This is a genomic window from Actinoplanes philippinensis (assembly GCF_900113015.1).
Taxonomy (GTDB): domain Bacteria; phylum Actinomycetota; class Actinomycetes; order Mycobacteriales; family Micromonosporaceae; genus Actinoplanes; species Actinoplanes philippinensis.
The window spans coordinates 1-22534 of sequence record NZ_FONV01000017.1 but is presented as its reverse complement, the minus strand read 5'-3'; the positions used below and the strand labels follow the sequence as shown (position 1 = coordinate 22534).

Annotated in this window: 23 protein-coding genes, 3 tRNA genes and 1 pseudogene; 15 read left to right on the top strand and 12 right to left on the bottom strand. The window is 70.2% G+C overall.

Features of this window, described 5'->3' with window-relative positions:
• The first annotated feature begins 57 nt into the window (after positions 1-57).
• A complete protein-coding gene (locus BM290_RS37335) occupies positions 58-267 on the top strand; it encodes a BldC family transcriptional regulator (protein ID WP_014687221.1) in 210 nt (69 codons plus the stop codon).
• Between the two features lie 101 nt (positions 268-368).
• On the opposite strand, the gene BM290_RS37330 is transcribed toward BM290_RS37335, so the two are convergent.
• On the bottom strand, positions 369-743 hold the full coding sequence (locus BM290_RS37330) for a PPOX class F420-dependent oxidoreductase (RefSeq protein ID WP_093620682.1): 375 nt from the start codon (positions 741-743) through the stop codon (positions 369-371).
• Between the two features lie 18 nt (positions 744-761).
• Between BM290_RS37330 and BM290_RS37325 the strand changes: the two genes are divergently transcribed.
• The 4 genes from BM290_RS37325 to BM290_RS37310 all read left to right on the top strand — a co-directional run bounded on the left by BM290_RS37325 (position 762) and on the right by BM290_RS37310 (position 4036).
• On the top strand, positions 762-1538 hold the full coding sequence (locus BM290_RS37325; protein ID WP_093620681.1) for a class I SAM-dependent methyltransferase: 777 nt from the start codon (positions 762-764) through the stop codon (positions 1536-1538).
• On the top strand, positions 1535-2101 hold the full coding sequence (locus tag BM290_RS37320) for an RNA 2'-phosphotransferase (protein WP_093620680.1): 567 nt from the start codon (positions 1535-1537) through the stop codon (positions 2099-2101). The genes BM290_RS37325 and BM290_RS37320 overlap by 4 nt, the downstream gene beginning before the upstream one ends.
• An 82-nt stretch (positions 2102-2183) precedes the next feature.
• Positions 2184-2765 (top strand): hypothetical protein, encoded by a 582-nt coding sequence (locus tag BM290_RS37315; RefSeq protein WP_093620679.1) that lies wholly within the window; start codon positions 2184-2186, stop codon positions 2763-2765.
• Positions 2762-4036 (top strand): PrsW family intramembrane metalloprotease, encoded by a 1275-nt coding sequence (locus tag BM290_RS37310; RefSeq protein ID WP_093620678.1) that lies wholly within the window; start codon positions 2762-2764, stop codon positions 4034-4036. Before BM290_RS37315 ends, BM290_RS37310 begins: the two co-directional genes overlap by 4 nt.
• 9 nt (positions 4037-4045) lie before the next feature.
• On the opposite strand, the gene BM290_RS37305 is transcribed toward BM290_RS37310, so the two are convergent.
• Positions 4046-4300 (bottom strand): hypothetical protein, encoded by a 255-nt coding sequence (locus tag BM290_RS37305; RefSeq protein WP_093620677.1) that lies wholly within the window; start codon positions 4298-4300, stop codon positions 4046-4048.
• Positions 4301-4500: 200 nt separating this feature from the next.
• Between BM290_RS37305 and BM290_RS37300 the strand changes: the two genes are divergently transcribed.
• Together BM290_RS37300 and BM290_RS37295 are read left to right on the top strand one after the other, a co-directional pair.
• Positions 4501-4851, top strand: coding sequence for a hotdog fold thioesterase (locus BM290_RS37300; RefSeq protein ID WP_093620676.1), 351 nt, complete (start codon positions 4501-4503; stop codon positions 4849-4851).
• Positions 4852-4901: 50 nt separating this feature from the next.
• Complete coding sequence (locus BM290_RS37295; protein WP_093620675.1) at positions 4902-5291, top strand: hypothetical protein; 390 nt, start codon at positions 4902-4904, stop codon at positions 5289-5291.
• Positions 5292-5297: 6 nt separating this feature from the next.
• On the opposite strand, the gene BM290_RS37290 is transcribed toward BM290_RS37295, so the two are convergent.
• Complete coding sequence (locus tag BM290_RS37290) at positions 5298-5606, bottom strand: hypothetical protein (protein ID WP_093620674.1); 309 nt, start codon at positions 5604-5606, stop codon at positions 5298-5300.
• Positions 5607-5735: 129 nt separating this feature from the next.
• Between BM290_RS37290 and BM290_RS37285 the strand changes: the two genes are divergently transcribed.
• From BM290_RS37285 to BM290_RS50850, 3 genes are all read left to right on the top strand, one after another.
• A complete protein-coding gene (locus tag BM290_RS37285; protein ID WP_143134066.1) occupies positions 5736-6221 on the top strand; it encodes a permease-like cell division protein FtsX in 486 nt (161 codons plus the stop codon).
• 43 nt (positions 6222-6264) lie between these two features.
• Complete coding sequence (locus BM290_RS37280; protein WP_143134065.1) at positions 6265-7218, top strand: calcium-binding protein; 954 nt, start codon at positions 6265-6267, stop codon at positions 7216-7218.
• Positions 7219-7361: 143 nt separating this feature from the next.
• Positions 7362-8420, top strand: coding sequence for a calcium-binding protein (locus BM290_RS50850; RefSeq protein WP_093620671.1), 1059 nt, complete (start codon positions 7362-7364; stop codon positions 8418-8420).
• 57 nt (positions 8421-8477) lie between these two features.
• Here BM290_RS50850 and BM290_RS37270 read toward each other — a convergent pair whose 3' ends face one another.
• Positions 8478-9767 (bottom strand): hypothetical protein, encoded by a 1290-nt coding sequence (locus tag BM290_RS37270; RefSeq protein WP_093620670.1) that lies wholly within the window; start codon positions 9765-9767, stop codon positions 8478-8480.
• A gap of 180 nt (positions 9768-9947) precedes the next feature.
• Between BM290_RS37270 and BM290_RS37265 the strand changes: the two genes are divergently transcribed.
• Positions 9948-11597: a hypothetical protein gene (locus tag BM290_RS37265; RefSeq protein ID WP_093620669.1), complete on the top strand. Its 1650-nt coding sequence runs from the start codon at positions 9948-9950 to the stop codon at positions 11595-11597.
• Positions 11598-11676: 79 nt separating this feature from the next.
• Here BM290_RS37265 and BM290_RS37260 read toward each other — a convergent pair whose 3' ends face one another.
• The 8 genes and pseudogenes from BM290_RS37260 to BM290_RS37225 form a co-directional block, all read right to left on the bottom strand.
• Positions 11677-11988, bottom strand: a complete 312-nt coding sequence (locus tag BM290_RS37260; RefSeq protein WP_093620668.1) for a hypothetical protein — start codon at positions 11986-11988, stop codon at positions 11677-11679.
• Between the two features lie 180 nt (positions 11989-12168).
• Positions 12169-12242, bottom strand: a tRNA-Phe gene (locus tag BM290_RS37255).
• A 13-nt stretch (positions 12243-12255) separates the two neighbouring features.
• Positions 12256-12329 (bottom strand) — tRNA-Asp (locus BM290_RS37250).
• Positions 12330-12386: 57 nt separating this feature from the next.
• Positions 12387-12459: transfer RNA gene (locus tag BM290_RS37245), tRNA-Glu, on the bottom strand.
• 171 nt (positions 12460-12630) lie between these two features.
• On the bottom strand, positions 12631-13848 hold the full coding sequence (locus tag BM290_RS50985) for a MerR family transcriptional regulator (RefSeq protein WP_093620667.1): 1218 nt from the start codon (positions 13846-13848) through the stop codon (positions 12631-12633).
• A 280-nt stretch (positions 13849-14128) separates the two neighbouring features.
• Positions 14129-14620: pseudogene (gene idi, locus BM290_RS50310) on the bottom strand (isopentenyl-diphosphate Delta-isomerase); the annotation flags it as partial.
• An 86-nt stretch (positions 14621-14706) separates the two neighbouring features.
• A complete protein-coding gene (gene crtI / locus BM290_RS37230; RefSeq protein ID WP_093620666.1) occupies positions 14707-16188 on the bottom strand; it encodes a phytoene desaturase family protein in 1482 nt (493 codons plus the stop codon).
• Positions 16189-16221: 33 nt separating this feature from the next.
• Positions 16222-17295, bottom strand: coding sequence for a polyprenyl synthetase family protein (locus BM290_RS37225; RefSeq protein ID WP_093620665.1), 1074 nt, complete (start codon positions 17293-17295; stop codon positions 16222-16224).
• A 68-nt stretch (positions 17296-17363) separates the two neighbouring features.
• Here BM290_RS37225 and BM290_RS37220 point away from each other — a divergent pair, with 68 nt between their 5' ends.
• The 4 genes from BM290_RS37220 (at position 17364) to BM290_RS37205 (ending at position 22021) form a co-directional block, all read left to right on the top strand.
• Positions 17364-18251: a phytoene/squalene synthase family protein gene (locus BM290_RS37220; protein WP_093620664.1), complete on the top strand. Its 888-nt coding sequence runs from the start codon at positions 17364-17366 to the stop codon at positions 18249-18251.
• Complete coding sequence (locus BM290_RS37215; protein WP_093620663.1) at positions 18251-19573, top strand: cryptochrome/photolyase family protein; 1323 nt, start codon at positions 18251-18253, stop codon at positions 19571-19573. The genes BM290_RS37220 and BM290_RS37215 overlap by 1 nt, the downstream gene beginning before the upstream one ends.
• A 220-nt stretch (positions 19574-19793) precedes the next feature.
• Positions 19794-21143 carry a dihydrolipoyl dehydrogenase family protein gene (locus tag BM290_RS37210; RefSeq protein WP_093620662.1) on the top strand — a complete coding sequence of 450 codons (1350 nt, stop codon included), beginning with the start codon at positions 19794-19796 and terminating at the stop codon, positions 21141-21143.
• Between the two features lie 35 nt (positions 21144-21178).
• Complete coding sequence (locus BM290_RS37205; RefSeq protein WP_177320058.1) at positions 21179-22021, top strand: Rieske (2Fe-2S) protein; 843 nt, start codon at positions 21179-21181, stop codon at positions 22019-22021.
• The last annotated feature ends 513 nt before the right edge of the window (positions 22022-22534 follow it).

Sequence of the window (22534 nt, the reverse complement as noted above, 5' to 3'; positions counted from 1 at the left end):
GCACCGGCCGGCGGGACCCCGGCCGATGTTTTTTAGGCACCTGTGGAGGAGTGACCGATGGCATCGCGTACGCACGATCCTGAGCCGCTACTAACGCCGGCCGAGGTGGCGTCGATGTTCCGAGTCGACCCGAAGACCGTTACCCGGTGGGCCAAGGCGGGCAAGCTCAGCGCTATTCGCACGCTGGGTGGCCACCGTCGCTACCGGGAGTCGGAGGTCCGCGCCCTGCTGCAGGGGCAGATCCCCACGCAGCGCCAGGGCGACTGACCGAGTCGACCGAGACACGTCGCAAGGGGCGAACGCTGGGGAAGGCGATCGCCCCTTCTTCGTAGAGAGAGAATGCGCCGGCAGATGCCGGCGCTTTTTCTTTATCCGGTCACCAGGACGGCCACGGTGCCGTCGACACCCCGGCGCAACCGGCTGCCGAGCATGGTCAGGCGGCCGACCATCCCGTACTTCTTCTTGATGCCGTCGCCGACCCGGAGCCGGTCGGCGTGGTCGCCGATCCGCGCGGTCGCCTCGATCGCCTCGCCGGTGGGTGTGCCCCGCATGTCGCAGGGGGCGACGGTGACCCGGCCGCTGTTGCGGATCCGCTTGAGCTTGCCGCTGCCGGCCATGGTCCAGAAGGCCAGGCCGCTGCCGTCCGGAACAACCCAGAGCGGGGTGGCGACCGCTCGGCCGTCTCGGCGGAATGTGGTGAGAAGGACGTATTTCTCCGAGCCGAGTTGCTCCAATGCGGTCATGCTTGAAGAGTATTGGCCATGACACAGCCGGCGATCGGTGACGCCTTCGGAGAGATGATCCGCGACGCGTATGCGGTGCACACCGGGGTCGGCCGGCGGCCGCTGGCCGGCGGGCGGTACCCGCGGCCGGTGATCGAGGTGATCGAGCGTGAGGACGGGCTGATCAACGGCGCCCCGGCCGCCCATTACCTGAGCGGGCCGGACGAGTGGCGATCCTTCGACCATCGGGCGGTACGGCTCTCCCGCGGCCGGGTCCTCGACATCGGGGTGGGCGCCGGCCGGATCGCGATCGAGCTGCAGCGCCGGGGCATGGCGGTGACCGGCCTGGACACGTCGGCCGGCGCGATCGAGGTGTCCCGCGAGCGCGGCCTGCGTGACACCGTGCTGGCCACGGTCGACGAGTTCTCCCGGGCGACCGTCCGATACGACACCTTCCTCCTGCTCGGCAACAACCTCGGCCTGCTGGAGAGCGCCGAGCGTGCTCCGGTCCTGCTGGCCGCGCTGGCCCGGCTGGCGGCGCCCGGCGCGCGGATCGTGGCCCAGGGCGCGGACCCGTACGGGACGACCGACCCACTGCACGTGAGCTATCACGAGAGCAACCGGGCCCGCGGGCGGCTGGGTGGGCAGTTGCGCCTGCGGTTGCGGTACAGGGAGCTGGCGACCGACTGGTTCGACTACCTCAACTGCTCGGTCAGCGAGCTGGAGTCCCTGCTCTCGGGCACGTCGTGGCGGCTCAAATCGATCGACCAGCAGGATCGGCCGTACTACGTTGCGGTCATGGAGTTGATGGAATGACCGATCTCAGCCGTGACCAGGTGCGCCTCAGCAGGCGGATGTCCCTGGTCCTGCGGCACCGGCCGGAGTCGGCCGGGCTCACCCTCGACGCGAACGGATGGGTGCCGGTCGGCGAGTTGCTGACCGCCCTCGGCATCACCCGTGCCGAGCTCGACCTCGTGGTCGCGCACAACGACAAGTCACGGTTCGCCGTGCAGACCGGGCCGGACGGCGTCGACCGCATCCGTGCCAGTCAGGGCCACTCCCGGCGGGTCGCCGTGGATCTCGGCCTGCCGCCCGCCAACCCGCCGGCCGAGCTGTTCCACGGGACACCGCGGGCCAACGCCGAGGCGATCCTGCGGGAGGGGCTTCGTCCACGGAGCCGGCACCACGTACACCTCTCGGTTGATCTGCCGACCGCGGTGACCGTCGGCCGCCGCCGCTCGCCGGACGTGGTGGTGTTCAGCGTCGCCGCGGGGGTGATGGTGGAGGAGGGGCACGTCTTCCACCGCAGTGACAACGGGGTATGGCTCACCGCGTCCGTGCCGTCACAGCACCTTTCGATAAAACGGACAAATCCGTAATCTGCCAGGTCGACCGTTCATCCATTGTGGCCGGTGACCGGTTCGCCGGACAGCGGCGGGGGACCGCCGTTAACTTGGACGGATGGGGAGGGTCACTCGGCGTCATCTCACCGACCTTCCCGGCACCCTCGGTCTGTCCGTCGCCCTCGTGATGGCATCGATCCTGGCCGTCCTCGCCTTCGGTCTTCCCGCGCTGGACCGGGCCGTGCCGGCTGAGCGAGCCGTCGCGTCCGGCCGGCCCTATCCGGTGGGCGCCGGGGTCACCGTGGTGCCGCCGCCCGGTGCGGTGCTCGACGTCACTGGCACCCGGCCCGGCAGCGACCGCGGGACGGTGCTGTTCCGGCTCGGCATGGTCCGGTATGCGATAGGTGTCGAACCGTTCGACGGTGACCTGACCGCCGCCGCCGTCCGCCTCCGGCAGCGCATCACCGGCATCAACGGACACCGGATCACCGGCACCCAGCTCGCCGTCTCCACGGCCGGGGGATTCGCCGGGGTGCAGGGCGGCTACACCGCCGGCGACCGGGACGGGCGGTACGCCGTCTTCGTCGCCAACGGGCTCACCATCGAGGTCATCGTCAGCGGAGACGACACCGACCTGGCGGGTGTCCTGCCGGACATCGAGGCCAGCACCCGAACCCTGCGCTACGAGCAGAATTCATGAGCCAACCCGTCCGGCCGGGGACGCCCCGGGTGGCAGTGCTCCTCCGTCGGCCCGCGTTCTGGGTGGTGGTCGCCCTGCTCGCCGCCGGAGCGGTCCGGATCGCCCAGATCGGGTTGCTCTTCCTGGACAGCTTTCCGATCGCGACGATCACCGCGGTCGTGTTCTTCGGGCTGCTGGCCGTACCCTTCTGGCTCTTTCTCGCCGAGCTCGACTTCCTGGAGCGGGAGCCGCCGAGCCTGCGCATCCTGGCCTTCGCCTGGGGCGGCCTCGTCGCCACCAGCGTCTCCATCCCGGGCAGCACCGCCCTCGACAACCTGATCGCCAAACTCGGATCGACCGACCTGGCCGCCGAGTGGGGCGCCGCCCTGGCCGGGCCCACTGTCGAGGAGATCGCGAAGACGCTCGGCGTGGTCGCCATCGTGCTGATCGCCCGCTCCCAGGTGAACAGCGTGCTCGACGGCATCGTCTACGGCGCCCTGGTCGGATTGGGGTTCCAGATCGTCGAGGACGTGGTCTTCGCGGTCGGGGCGGTTCAGCAGGCCGGCGGCGGGGACCGGGTGCAGCCGGTGATCACCACGTTCCTGGTGCGCGGCATTCTCGCCGGCGTTTGGAGCCACACCCTGTTCGGTGCGCTGGCCGGCGCGGGCATCGGCTATCTCGTGGTCAACCGGGACCGGACCCGGGCCCGCCGGATCGCGATGGCCGGTCTCGCCCTGGCCGCAGCGTGGGCCTCGCATTCGCTGTGGAACTCGCCGCTGTTCCGGGAGAGCTTCGGGGACAGCGCGATCGCCCTGCTCGCCGGGCTGCTCTTCAAAGGCCTGCCGCCGTTGCTGCTGGTCCTCTACCTGGTGCGGCGGGCGCACGACCGGGAGGCGGCCTACTACGTGGCCATTCTGGCCACGGTCCGCGATCCGGCCCTGATCACCGAGGGTGAGCTGCGGGTCCTCGGGTCACACTCGCGCCGGGGTGCGGCCCGGCGGCACGCTGCGGCGAGCGCGGGGCACAAAGCCCGGACCGGGGTACGACGACTGCAGCGCGCCCAGGCCGGCCTGGCCGTCGAGTTGAGCCGTGCCGAGGCCGACGTGCCGGACGACGCCGCCGAGGCGCGAGCCGCCGAGGTCCGGGAACGCCGCGCCGCCCTCGCCGCCCTGGGACATCCGGAGGCGGTCGAGGGCGCACGGTCCTGGCGGCACACCGCCTCGACCGTCGGAACCGCGGTGGTGGCCATCGCGGTCCTCTGGGTGACTCTGTCCGCGTTGGGGGGTGGCTGAGTCCCCGTCTCAGACCGTTCCGGCCGGCGGGAGCCCGCCGTCGCCGTCGACGATCAGGTCCGGGGTCCCGTCCTCGTCCAGGTCGACCATCGTCACGTCGACCTTGCCGTCGCCGTCGGTGTCGAACTGGTAGAGGTCCGGCTTGCCGTCGCCGTCGGTGTCCGACACCCAGACATCGGTACGGCCGTCGCCGTTCGCGTCGTTCTTCAGCAGGTCGACACGGTCGTCACCGCGCGTCTCGATGACCTCCTGCGGCTCGCTCATACTGCTTCCTCTCGTCGGCCGCCAGGGCCCGGCGGTGTGCCCGTCTGTACCCAGCGGATCAATCGAACAGTCCCCGATCCTGTGATGGTTGTCGCTGGTGCCGGTCCTGAACGGGCGTAAGGTACGCCGACGTGGATATCGCTGAGGACGGCAAGCAACACCTGTTCACCAGCGGCGGTGGCGGTGCTCTCGCAGAACGTATGGGTATCGAGATCACCGAGGCCACCGCTGAACGGGTCGTAGGAATCATGCCTGTCGAAGGCAACACCCAGCCGTACGGGTTGTTGCACGGCGGCGCCTCCTGCGTGCTCGCCGAGACCCTGGGCTCGGTCGGGGCGGTGCTGCACGGGCAGACCGTGGACCGGCCGTTCGCGGTCGGTGTCGACATCAACGCCACTCATCACAAGGCGGCCCGGTCGGGTCTGGTGACCGGTGTCGCGGTTCCCGTGCACCGGGGGCGGGCCGTCGCGACGTACGAGGTGGTCCTCACCGACGAGTCCGGCGACCGGGTGTGCACGGCCCGGATCACGTGCCTGCTCCGGGGGGCCTGAATTCCCACGTCGCCGTGCGTACCTTGACCGCCCGACGTACCTTTTCCAACGTGACCGACGTACCACAGCACGCATTCGACGACGCCGCGCAGGTTCTGCAGTGTGCGCTCAGCGGCGACACCGCGGCTGTGGCCGACACCTTCGACGCGGTGGTCGATCGTGACGGTGTGGTCGGCGCGTGGGACGTGGCGTGGTGTCTCGCCGCGACCATGGTCGGTCAGGTCCCGCCCGGCGGAGCGTGGACCCTCGAATTCCCGGGCATCGACGACGCCCGATACGACAAGCGCTGGGTGGCCCGGTTCGTCAGCGCCTACGTCAACAGCGACTTCCCCACCGGTGAGGCCCTCTTCGGCGCCGCGATCGCCGACGGCACACTGCCCGACTGCCTGCTGGCCCTCGCCGGGTCCACGGTCGCGACACTGCGCCACCGGGCGGCGTGAGCCCCGCTACTTGCCTCTGAGGTAGAGCGCCTTCGCGTACTGGGCGGCGGCCGCGTTGTTGTACATCGACGCCTGCGACATGAAGAACTCGTTGTCGGCGATCGCCCGGGACGCCTGTGACGTACCCGCCCAGCGGATGTCCGCCTCCGCCTCGGAGAGCCCCCGCGCCTTGAACTGCCGGCGCATCGCCACCCGCCCGGAGCGGAACGCCTCGGCGGCCTCCTCCGCCTGCTTCATGCACGAGAGGGCCTTCTGACTCAGCGCCTCGGCCAGGGTGTAGGCCGCGTTCTCCGCATCGTTCGAGAACCCGTTCACGGCGGCTCCTCCTTGCATCCGAGGTTGTGACCGATCCCGACACTCTGTAGCACCGAGCGACAGCCTTCAAGGCCTTTCGTGACGGGTGTGGACAAGCGCATCACCGTCCGTTGATATAGCTTGCGGATCATGACCGTTCCACAGACGACAAACGACCCCCTCCCATCCGGTCGGCGCTCGTTGCAACTGCTGGCGGTGGCCGCGGCCGCGCTGGTGCTGGGCTCGGTCGCGTCCACCGCGGTGATGCTCCTGGCCGGCTGGCGGTACACACCGGAGCGCGAGTTCACCGTCGCGGTCTTCATGGAGCCGGACGCGGACACCGGCGAGCGCGAGGCGGTGCAGCGCAGGCTGGGGCAGCTGCCGGCCGTCGACGGGGTACGGGTGGAGACGCGCGAGCAGGCGTACGAGAAATTTCGCCGGCGTGTGGGCGGTGACCCTACCCAGATGGAGGGAATCGAGGCCGCCACGATGCCGGAGTCGCTGCATCTGACCACTGTGGGTCGAGACTTCGACTGTGGGCCGCTGCCATCGATCCGGAAGATGGCCGGTGTCGACCGGATCCGGATCGTGATGCGATCCGAGGGTGGCCGCCCGGGAGCCGAACTGGGGTGCTGACCGGGCGCCCCGGGACGGAGACCACTACTCGAACGGGGGCTCGATGAACGTGAAGCACCGTACAGCTCTTGCCACACTGGGCGCCGTCACCACGGCGGTCGCCTCCACCACGCTCGTCGCGGCGCCGGCGTGGGCGGCCTCGGCCGGATTCGCGGCCGCGGCCCGGAGCACCGTGAGTTTCCGGGCACTGATGGGCCAGGCCAACAACGTCTCGATCACCATCTCCGGCCGTACCGTCACGCTCACCGACCGCGTCGCCATCCGGCCCGGCACGGGCTGCCGGTCGGTCGGCCCGACCACGGTGCGGTGCACCACCACCGAGGCCACCGCGACGATCAAGATCGCGTTGGGGGACGGGAACGACCGGGTGCAGAACCGGACCGGCGTGTTCATGCTGGCCGACGGCTCCACCGGCGACGACACCCTGATCGGTGGCTCCGGCACCGACCAGCTCCAGGGCGGGCCCGGCGCGGACCGGCTGTTCGGCGGCGACGGCCAGGGTGAGCTGTTCGGCGACTCCGGGGCGGACCGCATCGTCGGCGGCAGCGGGTACGACTACGTGATCGCCGGCGCGGGCGACGACACCATCACCACCAACGCGGGCGACGACCTGATCCACGGCCAGGAGGGCGACGACACCATCTACGCGGGCGCCGGCAACGACCAGGTCCGGGGCTGGGGCGGCAACGACCTGATCTCGGGTGGCCCCGGGAAGGACTTCCTGATGGGTGACGGGGGTGACGACGCCCTCACCGGCGACTCGGACGACGACATCCTGGTCGGCGAGGTCTACACGGCGGACGGGGATAAAGGTGTGTCGTCCGGATCGGAGGCCGCGGTGGACCGCCTCGATGCCGGCGCCGACGCGTCGGTCGGTGACATCTGCCTGCGGTCGTCGACCAAAGGCACCGCGACGGGGTGCGAGTGGTTCACCGCTGTGGTCACCGACGAATCGGCGGTCGCCACTCGGCTCATGCCCGCCGCTCCGATCGACTGACGTCCCCTCCTCCGATCGGCCGTTTCGTGTCCGAAAGTGATTCAGGTCACGGAATTGCCTGGTGACGTCGAAACGGTAGCGTTCTACGCTCGTGACCTCGGTCGGCCGGATCATCGCGCCAACCTCGACACGGGGGAACACACATGTTCTTGCTCAACCGCCGGGCCCTGTCCGTCATCGGCGCCACCGCGGCGGCGATCGGCTCCACCGCCCTGCTCTCCGCCCCGGCTCAGGCCGCCGCGGCCGGCACCGCGAAGGTCGTCGGGACCAGCGGAGTCGAGTTCACCGCAGCGGCCGGCCAGGCCAACGGCCTCGCCATCACCATCTCCGGCGGGGTCGTCATCCTTGACGACAAGGTCGCCATCACCGCGGGCGAGGGCTGTGCCGCCATCGCGGGCGACGCCACCAAGGTCGCCTGCACCACCACCGACCCGGCCTCCGCGATCACCGTGAACCTCGGCGACCTGAACGACTGGGTCAAGAACCAGACGTCGGTCCGCCTGGTCGCCAACGGCGGCACCGGCAACGACACCATCACCGGTGGGACGGCGGCCGACCGGCTCGACGCGGGCACCGGCAACGACACCGTCTACGGCGGCGCGGGCAACGACTCCATCTGGGGCCAGGCCGGCGACGACAAGATCTACGGCTACAGCGGCAACGACAGCATCTCGGCCGGCGCCGGCAACGACCGCGTCTTCGGCCAGGACGGCAACGACACGCTCTACGGTGGCACCGGCGCCGACCTGCTGAACGGCGCGAACGGCCTCGACAAGATCTACGGCCAGTCCGGCAACGACAAGATCTACGCGGGTTCCGGCGCGGACGCCGACTACAACGGCGACACCGTCTGGGGCGGCTCGGGCAACGACACCATCTACGGCGAGTCCGGCTACGACGAGATCTACGGTGGCACCGGCAACGACACCATCTCCGGCGGCAGCTCCTCCGACGCCCTGTTCGGCGAGTCCGGAAACGACACCCTCAAGGGCGACTCCGGCGCCGACCTGCTGATCGGCGAGCAGATCAACAGCAAGGTCAAGCCGGTCGGCAACGCCAAGGCCAAGGACAAGCTGTACGGCGGATCGAGCGTCGACCTGTGCCTGGCCCTCAAGGGCGCCAAGTACTCCAGCTGCGAGTACAAGAAGTGGTCCGACTACATCAACGTCAGCGGCGTGAGCAGCCTCGCCATCAAGCCCTGATCGTCACCGTCACCGAAACGGCCCGGCCAGATGGCCGGGCCGTTTCGTGTCGTGTGCTCAGCTCGGGAACGAGTCGGGGTCGACCTCCGACGAGCTGGCGTTGCCGCCCAGCCGTACCTTCAGGCTGAGCTCCCAGATCGTGTACTGCCGGGACGTGGTGGTGAACTTCAACGGCGAGTCGAACTTGCTGAACTGACAGTCGCGGGAGAACCGCTTGCCGTCCCAGTCCGTGCCCGACGACATGAACACCTGGTAGGTGCCGTCCTTGATACGGCCGGTGGTGACCTTCTTGTTCCCCCGGATGTAGACGGACACGGACGGCTTCTTGGAACCCGACTTCACCAGATTGATCACGGTGTCCACATTGTTGCCGTTGTCGATCTTGAGTTCGCCGCTGCCACCGGTCGTACGGCTCAGGTAGGTGCCGTTGGCCTTACGCCGGTTCTGATCCTTGGTGACGGCCGGCAGGAACGAGCCGAACCGGTACTTCGCGGCCGGATCGGCGGCGGCGAGAGCCGTGATCGCGGACCGCAGATCGGCGGCCGCGTCGGCCCGGCTGAGCGCGGCGCTGGCCGAGCCGCCGGTGCAGACGCTGCGACTGTCCGCGGAACTGGACACCGACGTCAGCTCGCTCTCCAGCGCCGACAGGGCCGAGACCAGGTCGCTGTGCGCCGCGGTGGCAGCGGCCGGCGCCGTCACACCGGACAGCGCGGACGCCTGCGTCTGGACCGCCTGCGCGAAAGCGTCGGCGGCGCCGGACACCGCCCGGGGAGTGCTGGCCTTGCGCAGGTTGCCGAGCGCCGCGGCCAGCTCCTTGTCGGCGGCGTCGAGCGAACTCTGGAACGCGGCCGGGTCCAGCGGCGGCGCCGCTGCCGCGGTGGTGGTCACCTCGGTCGCCGGCGTCGTGGTCGTCGTGGTGACGTCACCGGCGGCGTTCTTGGTGGTGTCGGCGTTGCTCCCGCGGAAGAGCGTCGGCACCAGGCAGATGCCGCCGACGAGGACGATGCCCAGCGCCACGGCGACGACCTTGGCCCGCTGGCTGAACCGGCGTTGCTGCGGCGCGGCATAACCGGCCCCGAGATAGCCGGGAGCGGGAGGCGGTGTTCCGTACGGGGGCACGGCGCCGGCGGGGGCCACCACCCGGATGGCGACCGCCACCGTCCGCCGGGAGGTCGCACCGGTGGCCGGATCGACCCACGGCAACTCGACGTTCTGCACCATCCCGTCCCGGGCGCCGGGCGGGAAATAGATCATGACGGGCGTGCCGTCCGGCGGTACGGCCACCGTCTTCGCCGTACCCGCCGCAGCCTCGGCGGCCGTCAGATCGACGACGACCTCCGCAGGCATCTCGGGAATGCCACTCCCCGTATTCACGTCCATCCCTAGAGTATTGGAGGGGCAGTCAAGCAAGTCCATCCACCGTTCTCCCCCCTTTGACCGCCGAGCCTCCGGTTCTCCTAAAGGACAGTCGCTCCGCCGCCGATCGCAGAGCGCACCCCCAGCGACTGACCTAAGGACCCCCGCGTAATGCCTCTGAGCTCCCGCCCGGCAGCTGCCGCACTGGCCACCGCCGGTGTCGTCGCCGCCACCCTCATCGCCGCCGCACCGGCACAAGCGGTCGCGGTGACCGACACCACCACGAAGCCCACGACACTGGCCACGCCGAAGAGCATGGCGGCGGCGAACGGAAAGCTGTTCGTCTCCGACGGCAACACGGTCGCCGTCCTCGGCACCGACGGCGTGACCCAGAAGAGCGTCACCGGGATGTTCGGAGCGCGCGACGTCCTCGCGTCACCGTCCGGCGACCGGGTGTACGTGGCGCTCAGCCAGGCCGGCGCCATCGCCGTCCTCGACACCGGCACACTGACCGAGATCGGGCGTTACCCGACCGGTGAATGCCCGGTCCACCTCGCCTTCGCCGGGTCCCGCCTGTTCTACGGCGCCGGCTGCGACCAGTGGGACGGCAGCCTCGGCTCGGTCGACGCCACCACCGGCGCCGACCCGCAGACCGTGAAGACCACCAGGATGTACGCCGCCCCACTGCTCGCCGGCGCCGGGAACACTCTCGTGGCGGGAGTCGGCGGCATCAGCAACGGCCCGGTCTTCACCTACCGCGTCGACGGGGCGACCGTCACCGAGCTGGCACAGAAGGACACCGGCAGCTCCCTCGACCGGGTCGCGATCAGCCCCGACGGCAGCAAGGTCGCCACGGCCGCGGGCTCGCCGTACCACCTGGCGCAGTACGACGCCGCCACCCTGTCGGTGGCCGGATCGTTCGAGACCGGCCCATACCCGACCGATGTCGCCTACTCGCACGACGGCACCATGATCGGAGGCGGGGTCGACAGCGCCTACGGGCCGGGCGGCAACATCGTCGCGTTCGACGTCGCCGCTGGCACCCAGGTCTTCTCCGGCAACGCCCACCCGAAGGCCGCCTACAACCGCCCGGCACCCCTGTCCGGAACCCTGACCTGGTCCGCCGACGACAATCGCCTCTACGCGATCCTCGACGAATTCAACAGCCGCTCCGATCAGCCGAACGTCTACTACCTGGCCGCCGGCTTCGAGACGCCCCCCGCCCAGGCAGTGACGACCACCGAACTGAAGCTCGTTGCGCCCGCGAAGGCCGGTGCCAAGGTCCGCGCCACCGCCACCGTGCCCGGCCACCCGGGCGTGACGGTCCGGTTCGTCCGCTCCAGCCCGGCCGGTGAACTGACCGTGACCGCCACGACGAACCAGTCGGGCGCGGCGACGGTCGACATCCCGGCGCCGGCGGGCGGAGCGATCACCGCCTACTACGACGGCGACGACAGCAACAAGCCGTCGTCCGCCACGGCCGCCTACAAGACCGTCACGACCACCACGGTCACCCTCTCCGGCCAGTACAAGACGGTGAAGAAGGTCGCCTACTTCCGCGACAAGAAGAACATCGTCATCAAGGTGGCGGTCTCCTCACCCGTCAACGGCCGCTGGATCACCGCCGTGCTGCAGGGCAAGTCCGGCAGCAAGTGGAAGACCCTGCAGGCGAAGGACTTCCCCCTCGACGCCTCCGGCCGCTACTACATCGGCCTTGCTTCAGCGAACAAGAAGGTGAAGTACCGCCTGGTGGCCAAGTTCGCGGGCGACCAGTTCGGCAAGTCCTCCTCGGCCACCGGCCGGACCTTCGTCATCCAGTGACCAGCCGATCGGTGTGGGGGTCGCCACTCAGGTGCGGTCCCCCACACCGATCGCTGTTCCAGCCCGGCGCACCGGCTTTTCAGGCGTCCAGCGTGAGCTTGAAGAAGCCGTTGCTGCGATCTGGCTGCCAACCTGCGGCAAGGGCTGCCCGGATGCTCTGTTCGACAGTCAGAGGCGTGACGGGCGTCCCCGGCAGGCCGAGCCAGTTGTCCAGCCGGGGCGAACCGGTCTGCACGGAGAGAACCTGGCCCGGCGTGTCAGCCAGCTCGACGGCGAAGGTCAGCGGCGCCCAGTTGAGTCCCTGGTCGTAGGTCGGTTTGGCTCTGACCGCCCAGCGATAGACCGTGCCGTCGACGGTGATGAGTCGGCTGCCGCCGCGCGGTATGGCCATCGTCGGACCTCCTGATCGTGACCCGCCTGTCACTGTAGGGACGGTGTCGGGCAGTGACGATCGCTTTTGGCGGCCGGGCGCCGTCGTGGCTTCCGGCTCACCGTCGAACCCCGGGAAATGGACGAAGCCCCCAGCCGCGTTTCCGCAGGTGAGGGCTTTCGTACCGAGTTTCGGTGACGGTGGCCAGGGGCGGGGTCGAACCGCCGACCTTCCGATTTTCAGTCGGACGCTCGTACCAACTGAGCTACCTGGCCGTGAACTTACTTGCGGTCCTGACGGGACTTGAACCCGCGACCTCCGCCTTGACAGGGCGGCGAGCACTCCAACTGCTCCACAGGACCTTGCTATGTAACTGTCTTGCTTGGCTCGCCAGTGGCTTGCGACCACTAACTTACCAGTACCCCCAACGGGATTCGAACCCGTGCTACCGCCTTGAAAGGGCGGCGTCCTAGGCCACTAGACGATGAGGGCATCTTCCGCCATCATTGCACATCGCGCTGGCTGCGCGATCGGCAACGCTTGGTGGTTTGTGGCCCCAACCGCGCCCCCCGCTTGAGGCATGCAAAGCATATGCGATGCCCGTCCTGATCTTCAAATCGGTATCCCCCTTTCTTGCAAACACGGCTCTGACCAGGGGAAACGTCAGGCGTTGGCGGAGCGGACCACACGTACCGCCTCGGCCAGGCCGCTCAACGGGGTCACCGTGGGGGGCAGATCGGCCAGTGGCCAGCCCGGTCCGGCGGCCGCGATCACGAGCGGCGGGTGCGGCAGGGCCATCAGGCACTCCAGCTGGGCCACGTTGCCGGTGCCGGGCAACTGGGACCAGAGGACCACCACGGCCGGCCCGGTACGGTCCACCGCGTCCACCAGCGCCCGGGACGGCACCCGGGCACCGAGGAGGCGGCTGGGCACCCCGTTCTCGGCCAGTGCGGCCGCCAGCGCCTCCAGCGGCAGGGTGTGCTGCTCCTCGTCGGCCGCGGCCAGCAGGACTCGGGGAGCCAGTTCACGGGGCGGCCGGGGCACGATGCTGAGCGCCTCGGTGATCGCGCGGGACAGCAGGTGCTCGACCTCGATGAACCGTTTGGTCGCCTCGTACCGTTCGCCGATGCCGATCAGCACCGGCATCATCACGTTGGTCCAGGCGGAGATCACGCCGCGATGGGTGACCGCCGACTCGAGGATGTAGCGCATCGACGGCCCGTCCAGGCGCATCGCCGCCCGGGCCAGTCCACGGGCGGCCGGATCGACGCGGGGGCCGAGCGCGATGGTCTGCCCGCCTCCGGCCCGGCCGTCACCGAGGCCGACGTCGGCGATCATGGCCCCCGACTCGACGAGCGCCAGAATCGACTCACGGGCGGCGGCAGCAGCGGCCCGAAGAGCGGGATCGGCCGAGTCACCCGGCGCGAGCGACCCGGAAGCCCGTGCGGACGCCCCGGAAGCCTGTGCGGACGCCCCGGAAGCCAGCCCGGGTGATCCGGAGGCCGGGCCAGGTGATCCGGGGTCGGGCGCGGAAGATCCAGAGGCCGATCCAGAGACCGATCCGGAGAGCGGGGCAGATGCCCCGGAAGCTGGCTCGGGCGATTCGGAGGCCGGAGCGACGTCCGTGGCGGTCATGGCGTCCGGCTCGGGGCCGGGTGAGCGCCGAGCCCAGGCCGCGGCCTCCGCGGGCGCCACACCCTGCGCGGTGAGCCGCTGCATGACCTGCAGACGGATCATGTCCTCGACGGTGTAGCGCCGATGATGTCCGGGCTCGTGCCGGCTGGGCCCGAGACCGTACCGCTGATGCCACGTGCGCAAGGTGGTCACCGCGACGCCGAGGCGGCGCGCGGCGGCTCCGGCGCTCAGGCCGTCATTTGCCACCCGACCGCTCCGGTGCCGAGGCGGTCAGTGCCGCGGAGGAGTCTGTTCCGGTCAGTGCCGCGGAGGAATCCGCGATGGTTAGCGCCGCGGAGGAATCCGCGATGGGCAGTGCCGCGGAGGAATCCGCGATGGTTAGCGCCGCGGAGGAATCCGTGATGGGCAGTGTCGCAGAGGAATCCGTGATGGCCAGTGCCGCGGACGATGCGGAGGACTCCGAGGGCCCGGCGGACGTCGAGGACGCCCCGGAAGCGAAGGGAGGCTGGTGGTCGAGGTGGGCGGCCAGGCGCCGGGTCACCCCTTCGAGCCAGGGGGCGTACGCCGAAGGCGAGCCCTCGATCTCCCGGAGCAGGTCGTCGACGGTCACCCAGCGCAGTGTCGCCACCTCGTCCGGATCGGGACGGACCTCCACATCGGCCGGCACGTCACCGAGCAGCACGTGGTCGTACTCGCGTTCCACCCGCCCGGTGACCGGGTCCTCGGCGAAGTACACGTAGACGCCGACCTCGCGCAGCGGCATCGCTGTGACGTCGAGCTCCTCGCGCAGCCGCCGGCCGGCGGAGATCGCCACCGCCTCGCCCGGCACCGGATGTCCGCAGCAGGTGTTGCCCCAGCGCAGCGGGAAGCGGGTCTTCACGGCGGCCCGCTGTTGCAGCAGGACCCGTCCGTCGGGCCGGCGCAGGAAGACCGAGAAGGCCCGGTGCAGCATCCCGGGCGCCTCGTGCGCGTCGAGGACCGTGGCGGTCCCGGTGACGCCGCCGGCCGGGTCGACCAGCTCGACGAGCTCGGCCTCGCGGGTAGCCGGCCGGCCGGTGGCGCCGGAGCACGAGGCGGAGACCGCGTGGGACGAGCTGGGGACGTTCATGCGGAGCCTCCGGTGATCCGGGTCGCGGCCAGCTTCCCGGAGATCAGGACCATCGGCACGCCCACGCCGGGCTGGGTGCCGGAGCCGGTGAAGACGACGTTCGGCAGGGTGGGGTGCAGGTTGGACGGGCGGAACGGGCCGGTCTGGGTGAACGAGTGCGCGGCCGCGAAGGGCGTGCCGGCGGCCATTCCGTCGTCGGCCCAGTCGGCGGGGGTGATGATCCGCTGGACTTCGACGCCGTCCCGGAACCCGACGTAGCCGCGGCCTTCGAGGACGCGCAGCAACTCGTCGGCGTATCGCCGGTCCATGCCGCCGCGCCAGTCGATCGGCCCGGACTCGAGGTTCGGCGTGGGGGCGAGCACGTAGTAGGTCTGCCGGCCGTCGGGTGCCGCCGCCGCGTCGGTGTGTGTGGGGTTGGTCACCAGCAGGGACGGGTCGCTCATCAGGAGACCCTTGTTGATGATCTCGTCGAAGGTGCCCTTCCACGCCGTACCGAAATGGATGTTGTGGTGGGCGATCTTGGAATAGGCCTGGCTGGAGCCGATGTGCAGGACCACGCAGCTCGGTGAGTAACGAAGTCGCCGGAGGCGGCGAGCCGGGAGGAGGTCGCGGTAGGCGACCGGCAGGTCGGGGTTGAGCACGACGACGTCGGCCGGGATGTGCTCGCCGCCGGTCGTGACCACACCGGTGGCGCGGCCGTTGGAGGTGAGGACCCGTTCGACAGTGGTGTCGTAGCGGAACGTGACGCCGTGTTTCTCCGCGGCGCCGGCCAGCGCCTTGGGCACCGCGTGCATGCCGCCCTTGGGGTAGTAGACCCCGGCGACCGAGTCGAGGTACGCGATGACGGCGTAGATGGCGAGCGCGTCGTGCGGGGCGAGACCCGCGTACATCGCCTGGAACGAGAAGATCCGCTGGGTACGGGGATCGCGGAAATACTGGTCGATCTTGGGTTGGAGCCGCCGGAACGCACCCATCCCGAGGAGCTTGAGCAGGTTGAGGTTCATCAGGTCGACCGGGGTGTCGAGGTTCCGGTCGATGAAGTGGTCACGCTCGAGCTGCCACAGCTGCCGGGTGAAATCGACGAACCGCAGGTAGCCGTCGGCTTCGCGGGCGCCGCAGACCTTGGCGATCTCGGCCGCCATCCGGGTGGTGTCGGTCCGTACGTCGAGCGTGGACCCGTCCGGGTAGTAAGCCCGGTACGCCGGGTCGAGCGAGGTCAGCTCCAGCCAGTCGTCGAGGTTCTCGCCGACCGCCTGGAGGGGCTCGGCGATCAGCTCGGGCATGGTGAGCACGGTCGGGCCGGTGTCGAAGTCGTATCCGCTCATCGAGAGCCGTCCGGCGCGGCCGCCGGGAACGGGCTCCCGCTCGACGACGGTGACCTGTCGTCCGGCCGCTGCCAGGTGCAGGGCGCAGGCGAGACCGCCCAGCCCGGCCCCGACGATGACGACCCGATCGGTGGGTCCGGTCACTATTCGCACGTCACGGCTCCAAGAAGAGGGGGAGGAAGAACATCATGCCGGGCGGTGCGTGACCGCGGTGGCCAGCTCGATCAGTGCGGCCCGGGCGTCCGGGCGGACGGGAGCGCCGGCGATCGCGGCGACGCCCTCGTCGACGCGGGACCGGATCATCTCCTCCACCTGCGCCGGTGCGCCGGTGGCCGTGATGATCTCCGCCTGCCGGGTGACGTCGGCCACCGCGAGCTCGTCGAGCTGCGCGGAACTGGCCATCCGGCGGGCCAGCATGAGCAGGGTGGTGGGCTTGCCGGTACGCAGATCGTCGCCGGCCGGTTTTCCGGTGACCGCCGGGTCGCCGTAGACACCGAGCAGGTCGTCCCGCAGCTGGAAGGCCTCACCGACGGCCAGGCCGTAGATCCGGTACGCCTCCTCCAGCGCGGGATCGCCGCCGGAGGACGCCAGGGCCAGCCCGAACCCGAGCGGCCACTGCACCGTGTAGCTGGCCGTCTTGTGCCGCGCGACCAGCAGCGCCCGCTCCACCGACCAGTTCGCCGGATCGGTCTCGCCGAGCACGTCGAGATACTGCCCGGCGACCGCCTCGACCCGCATCCGGTCGTAGCGGGTGCGCACGTCGAGGAGGGTGGCCGGGGGCAGCGTGGTCCGGGCGAGCAACTGGTCGGCCCAGACCAGGCACAGGTCGCCGACCAGGATGGCGGCCGAGTCGCCGAACTGCTCGCCGTGCTGGGCGGCGAACAGGCGATGTGCGGTGGGCCGGCCGCGCCGGGTGGCGGAGCGGTCCATCAGGTCGTCGTGGACGAGCGCGAACGTGTGCATGAGTTCAAGAGCGCCGAGGGCGGGTAACACGCCCTCGACCGGTTCGGCGGAACCGACGACGCCGCGCCAGCCCCAGTACGCGAAGGTCGGCCTGATCCGCTTGCCTCCGGCCATGACCAGGTCACGGGCGGTGCGAGCGAATCCACCGAGGGCGGGGTCGACGGTGTCGAGGGAGGCGATCTGGACGGCTAGGAAATCGGCCAGCGTGCCCTCGACGGCGCCGATCAGCGCTCGGTGCGAGACCGGCTGGCGAGGGATCGCTTCGAGGCGATTTCCCTCGAGGGTGTGATTGGCCACGCTCAGTACCGTACCCTAACTTTCGGAAGTTGCGTCGATTCGTGCGTCGATTTAACCGGAGGTCCGGAGTGGAAACCGATCTGGCAGCGGCCTACGAGCGCTGCCGTGAGTTGCATCGCGAGCACGGCCGGACTTACTACCTGGCGACCCGGTTGCTACCGGCCTGGAAGCGGCGACATGTCCATGCCCTCTATGGATTCACCCGATATGCGGACGAAATCGTCGACCGGACCGAGTCCCGACCCTCCGCGGAGCGGGCTGCCCTGCTCACCGCGTGGTCAAACCAGTTCCTCGCCGGACTTCGCGGCGAACCCACCGACGACCCTCTCCTGCCGGCCGTCCTGCACACCATCGCGGTCTTCGACCTCGACCTCGAAGACTTCGAGAAGTTCCTGCGCAGCATGACGATGGACATCACCGTCACGACCTACCGCACCTACGACGACCTCCTCGACTACATGGAGGGGTCGGCCGCCGTGATCGGCACGATGATGCTGCCCATCCTCGGCTCCTCCGACCCGGTCGCCGCCCGCGAGCCGGCCCGCCAGCTCGGCTTCGCCTTCCAGCTCACCAACTTCATCCGCGACGTCGCCGAAGACCTCGAACGCGGACGCGTCTACCTGCCCGAGGAGCACCTCGCCGAGTTCGGCGTCACCCGCCGCACCCTCCAGGAGGGCGTCGCCACCCCGGCCGTGAAAGCGCTGATCAAGGCTGAGGTCGCCCGGGCCCGCGAGCACTACGCCCTCGCCGCGCCCGGCATCCCCCTGCTCGAACCCGCCTCGCAGGCCTGCATGCGCACCGCCTTCCAGCTCTACGGCGGCATCCTCGACGAGATCGAGGCCCTCGACCACGACGTCTTCGGCCGCCGCGCCACCGTCCCCAACCGCCGCCGGGCCGCCGTCGCCGTACGCAGCCTGCTCACCCGGCCCGGCACCCCGGTCCAGCTGGCGGCCTGATGCGTACCGCGGTCGTCCTGCTCACCCGGGACCTGCGCCTGCACGACAATCCGGCCCTCGCCGCGGCCTGCGCCGCCGACCGCGCCGTACCCCTCTATGTCCTCGACCCGGCCCTCGCCGGACTCTCCCCGAACCGCACCCGCTTCCTCCACCAATGCCTCGCCGACCTGCGCGGACAACTGCGCGCCAAGGGCGGCGACCTGGTCGTGCGCCAGGGCGACCCGGTCGCCGAGACGATCCGCGTCGCCCGCGAGACCGGCGCCGGGACGATCCACCTGGCAGCCGACGTCAGCGGCTACGCCCGCCGCCGCGAACGCCGGCTCCGGGAGGAGAGCGAACGCCACCGCATCGCCCTCGAACTCCACCCCGGCGTCACCGTCGTCGAACCCGGCGCGGTCCGCCCGGGCGGCGGCGGAGAGTCCTACCGGGTCTTCACGCCCTACTTCCGGTCCTGGTCAGCGGCACCATGGCGCGGCCAGGCCCAGACACCACAACGGGTCGCCCTGCCGGACGGGCTCACCGCCGGCGACCTGCCCGGCCCGCCGGCCGGAGAATCACCGCACGCCTGCGAGGGCGGCGAGACCGAGGCGCGGCGCCGGCTCACCACGTGGATGCGGCAAGACCTTCCGGGGTACGCCGAAGCCCACGACGATCTACCCGGCGACGGCACGAGCCGACTCAGCCCGTACCTCCGCTGGGGTTGTCTCTCGCCCCTCGCCCTCGCCGAAGCGGCCCGCGACCGTGGCGCCGACGCCTTCGTCCGCCAGCTCTGCTGGCGCGACTTCTACTACCAGGTCACCCGGGTCTTTCCGGGGATCTCCACCGACGCCCTGCGGCCCGGCGCCGACAACGACTGGCGCTACGACGACGACGCCCTGCAGCACTGGAAGGACGGGCTCACCGGCGTCCCGGTCGTCGACGCCGGAATGCGCCAGCTGCGCGACGAGGGCTGGATGCACAACCGGGCCCGCCTGATCACCGCGGCCTTCCTCACCAAACACCTCGGCATCGACTGGCGGCTCGGCGTCGCCTGGTTCTTCCGCTGGCTCCTCGACGGAGACGTGCCGAACAACTCGGGCAACTGGCAGTGGACCGCGGGCACCGGCAACGACACCCGGCCCTACCGGCGGTTCAACCCGATCCGCCAGGCGCTCCGATTCGACCCCGACGGCGTGTACGTTCGTCGTTACGTACCTGAATTGAAGGGGATCAACGGCGCCGCCGTGCACCAGCCGTGGCGTCTCCCCGCGTCGGAATTCCGCAGCCTCGACTACCCGGGCCCGCTCGAGTCACATCGGGACGAGGCGGTCTGGCTGCGTTGATCGGGACCCGCCGGCGGTTGCGTCCGTCAAACACCACCTCCGGCGGGTCTTCGTTTCCGGAAACACCGATGGCGGCCATGAGAACGGCGAGCGCCAGCCAACGCTCGCCATCGCCCCCTCATGGCCGCCGCTTCCTCGGTGTGACCCGCTTCCGCGACCGTCCAGAATCGGCCACCGCGCCGCCCACATGAGGAAACCCGTCAGTGGTTAGCTGAGACCCATGGGTGACGTGCGAAACGTGGACGTGGTGGTCATCGGACTCGGCGTGGGCGGCGAAGAGACCGCCGGGCGGCTCGCCGCAGCCGGGCTCGACGTGGTCGGAGTGGAACACAACCTGGTCGGCGGCGAATGCCCCTACTGGGGCTGCATCCCGACGAAGATGATGGTCCGGGCCGGATCGGCGCTCGCCGAGGCGCGCCGCATCCCCGGCCTCGCCGGCACGGCCACCGTCGAGCCGGACTGGGCGCCGGTCGCCCGCCGCGTCCGCGAGGACGCCACCGACAACTGGGACGACAAGGTCGCCGTCGACCGTTTCACCGGCAAAGGCGGGACGTTCGTCCGGGGCCGGGCCACCATCACCGGTCCGGGTCGGATCAAAATCGGAGAGCAGGCGTACGCAGCCTCGCGCGGCCTGGTCGTCGCAACAGGCACCGTCGCCGTCATCCCGCCGATCGACGGTCTCGCCGGCACCCCGTACTGGACCAACCGCGAAGCCGTCGAGACCACCACCCTCCCCGAGTCCCTCGTCATCCTCGGCGGCGGCGCGATCGGCTGCGAGTTCGCGCAGGTCTTCGTCCGGTTCGGCGTCCAGGTCACGATCATCGAGGGGTCCGGCCGGATCCTCGCCATGGAGGAGCCCGAGTCCTCCGAGGTGGCCGCGTCGGTGATCGGCGCAACCATCCGTACCGGCGTCCGCGCCTCGAAGGTCTCCTACGACGGCGCCTTCACCGTCGAACTCTCCGACGGCAGCACCGTCACCGGCGAGAAACTCCTCGTCGCCACCGGCCGCGCCGCCCGCCTCGGCGACCTGGGCCTGGAGACCGTCGGCCTCGACCCGGCGGCCCGCTTCCTCACCACCGACGACCGGATGCGCGCCGCCGACGGCATCTGGGCGGTCGGCGACGTCACCGGCAACGGCGCCTTCACCCACATGGCCATGTACGAGGCCGACATCGCCGTCCGGGACATCCTCGGCCAGGGCGGACCCGGCGCCGACTACCGCGCGCGCCCCCGCGTCACTTTCATCGACCCGGAGATCGGCGCCGTCGGCTTGACCGAAGCACAGGCGCGCGCCTCCCTGACGAACGTGCGCGTCGGCCACGTCCCGCTCGGCTCCACCTCACGCGGCTTCGTGCACGGGCCCGGCAACGAGGGCTTCATCAAGGTCGTCGCCGACGCCGACCGGGGAGTCCTGGTCGGCGCCACCACAGCGGGCCCGGCCGGCGGCGAGATGATCGGCGCCCTGGCCGTCGCCGTCCACGCCGAGGTGCCGATCAGCACCCTGCTCAGCCAGATCTGGGCGTACCCCACCTTCCACCGCGGCATCGGCGACGCGCTCAAGGCTCTCTGAGGTTTGACCCGGATCCGGGTGGGCACCGTCACACCATGTTGCGGCAGGTACTCACCCGGATCGAACAGGCCGACGCCCTCGACGGCGCCAGCGACAAGCTGCAGGCCGCGGTCACCTCCGCGGTCCGGCCGCGCACCCTGCGCGACCTCCTGCACGGCAGCTGGATGGGGCACCCGCTCCACCCGGTGCTCGTCCAGGTCCCGGTCGGGGCCTTCCTCTCCGCCGCGGTCCTCGACCTCCGCCCCTCCCGCTCCCACGCCCCGACCGCGCTCATCGGCGTCGGACTGGCCGGAGTGCTCCCGGCCGCCGTCGCCGGCTGGGTCGACTGGTCCGAGATGACCAAGGACCGGCGCCGGGTCGGGCTCGTCCACGCCGTCACCAACCTGGTGGCCACCGGGCTCTACGCCGGCTCCCTGATCGCCCGGCTCACCGGGCGATCCACGCGGGGGAAGGCGTTGGCTTTCGCCGGTCTCTCGGTTGCGGGCGCCGGGGCCTTCCTGGGCGGGCATCTGTCGTACGCCCAGGGTGGCGGTATCAGCCACGCGGCGCCCGAGGTGGCGCGCGTGCCGGAGGAGTGGACCGTGGCCGGGTCGCTCGCCTCGCTGCCCGAGGGCAAGCCGGCCGCCCGCCGGGTGGGGGACACCGCGGTGCTGCTCGTTCGCCGAGGTGACCAGGTCAGTGCGCTGGTCGACCGGTGCTCACACGAGGGTGGGCCGCTCAGCGAGGGGGAGCTCGTCGACGGGTGTGTGGTGTGCCCGTGGCACGGAAGCACGTTCCGGGTCGCCGACGGTGCGGTGATCCACGGCCCGGCCGGGAACGATCAGCCGGTGCTGCCGGTCCGGGTGCTCGACGGCATGGTCGAAGTCCGCCGGCCCTGAATCCTGCGTCGTCTGTTCCTGCCTTCCTCCGCGCTCGCCCGTCCTCGTCTGTTCGGATCTTCATTCCTCCGCGTGTCTTCCTCCCACGCGGAGGACTTCAGTGAGGCTGTGTGGCCGCTCTGAGCTGCGGAAACGACTAAGGGTGACCCCCGATTTGGAGGGCGGGAAACCACCGAGTAATGTTTTGGGAGCCGCCAGGGAGACGGGCGAGCGAGCGGGACCTGAACTTTGGGGCCCGGCCGGCCGTCCTGACGGAAAACCTTCGAACTTCGGATCACGGCCTAGCCGTGCGCCTTAGTGCGGAGATACTAGGGCAGATCGGGGCCAACCGGGAAATACCGGTTGACAACACCGCGAAGGCCTAGTAAAGTAGAGCGAGTGCCCCGGGGGCCGACGCTGCGAAAGCGGGTCGACTGAAGGTGTGCGGTTGTTCTTTGAGAACTCAACAGGGTGCTTGATAAGCCAGTGCCAATTATGGCAATACCCCGGCCTATCTACGGATGGGTTGGAGAT

Excerpts from the sequence above, each read along its gene's own strand:
- BM290_RS37335 (WP_014687221.1), top strand. The coding sequence starts at position 58 with ATGGCATCGCGTACGCACGATCCTGAGCCGCTACTAACGCCGGCCGAG.
- BM290_RS37330 (WP_093620682.1), bottom strand. The coding sequence starts at position 743 with ATGACCGCATTGGAGCAACTCGGCTCGGAGAAATACGTCCTTCTCACC.
- BM290_RS37325 (WP_093620681.1), top strand. The coding sequence starts at position 762 with ATGACACAGCCGGCGATCGGTGACGCCTTCGGAGAGATGATCCGCGAC.
- BM290_RS37320 (WP_093620680.1), top strand. The coding sequence starts at position 1,535 with ATGACCGATCTCAGCCGTGACCAGGTGCGCCTCAGCAGGCGGATGTCC.
- BM290_RS37315 (WP_093620679.1), top strand. The coding sequence starts at position 2,184 with ATGGGGAGGGTCACTCGGCGTCATCTCACCGACCTTCCCGGCACCCTC.
- BM290_RS37310 (WP_093620678.1), top strand. The coding sequence starts at position 2,762 with ATGAGCCAACCCGTCCGGCCGGGGACGCCCCGGGTGGCAGTGCTCCTC.
- BM290_RS37305 (WP_093620677.1), bottom strand. The coding sequence starts at position 4,300 with ATGAGCGAGCCGCAGGAGGTCATCGAGACGCGCGGTGACGACCGTGTC.
- BM290_RS37300 (WP_093620676.1), top strand. The coding sequence starts at position 4,501 with ATGGGTATCGAGATCACCGAGGCCACCGCTGAACGGGTCGTAGGAATC.
- BM290_RS37285 (WP_143134066.1), top strand. The coding sequence starts at position 5,736 with ATGACCGTTCCACAGACGACAAACGACCCCCTCCCATCCGGTCGGCGC.
- BM290_RS37280 (WP_143134065.1), top strand. The coding sequence starts at position 6,265 with ATGAACGTGAAGCACCGTACAGCTCTTGCCACACTGGGCGCCGTCACC.
- BM290_RS50850 (WP_093620671.1), top strand. The coding sequence starts at position 7,362 with ATGTTCTTGCTCAACCGCCGGGCCCTGTCCGTCATCGGCGCCACCGCG.
- BM290_RS37270 (WP_093620670.1), bottom strand. The coding sequence starts at position 9,767 with ATGCCTGCGGAGGTCGTCGTCGATCTGACGGCCGCCGAGGCTGCGGCG.
- BM290_RS37265 (WP_093620669.1), top strand. The coding sequence starts at position 9,948 with ATGCCTCTGAGCTCCCGCCCGGCAGCTGCCGCACTGGCCACCGCCGGT.
- BM290_RS37260 (WP_093620668.1), bottom strand. The coding sequence starts at position 11,988 with ATGGCCATACCGCGCGGCGGCAGCCGACTCATCACCGTCGACGGCACG.
- BM290_RS37215 (WP_093620663.1), top strand. The coding sequence starts at position 18,251 with ATGCGTACCGCGGTCGTCCTGCTCACCCGGGACCTGCGCCTGCACGAC.
- BM290_RS37210 (WP_093620662.1), top strand. The coding sequence starts at position 19,794 with ATGGGTGACGTGCGAAACGTGGACGTGGTGGTCATCGGACTCGGCGTG.
- BM290_RS37205 (WP_177320058.1), top strand. The coding sequence starts at position 21,179 with ATGTTGCGGCAGGTACTCACCCGGATCGAACAGGCCGACGCCCTCGAC.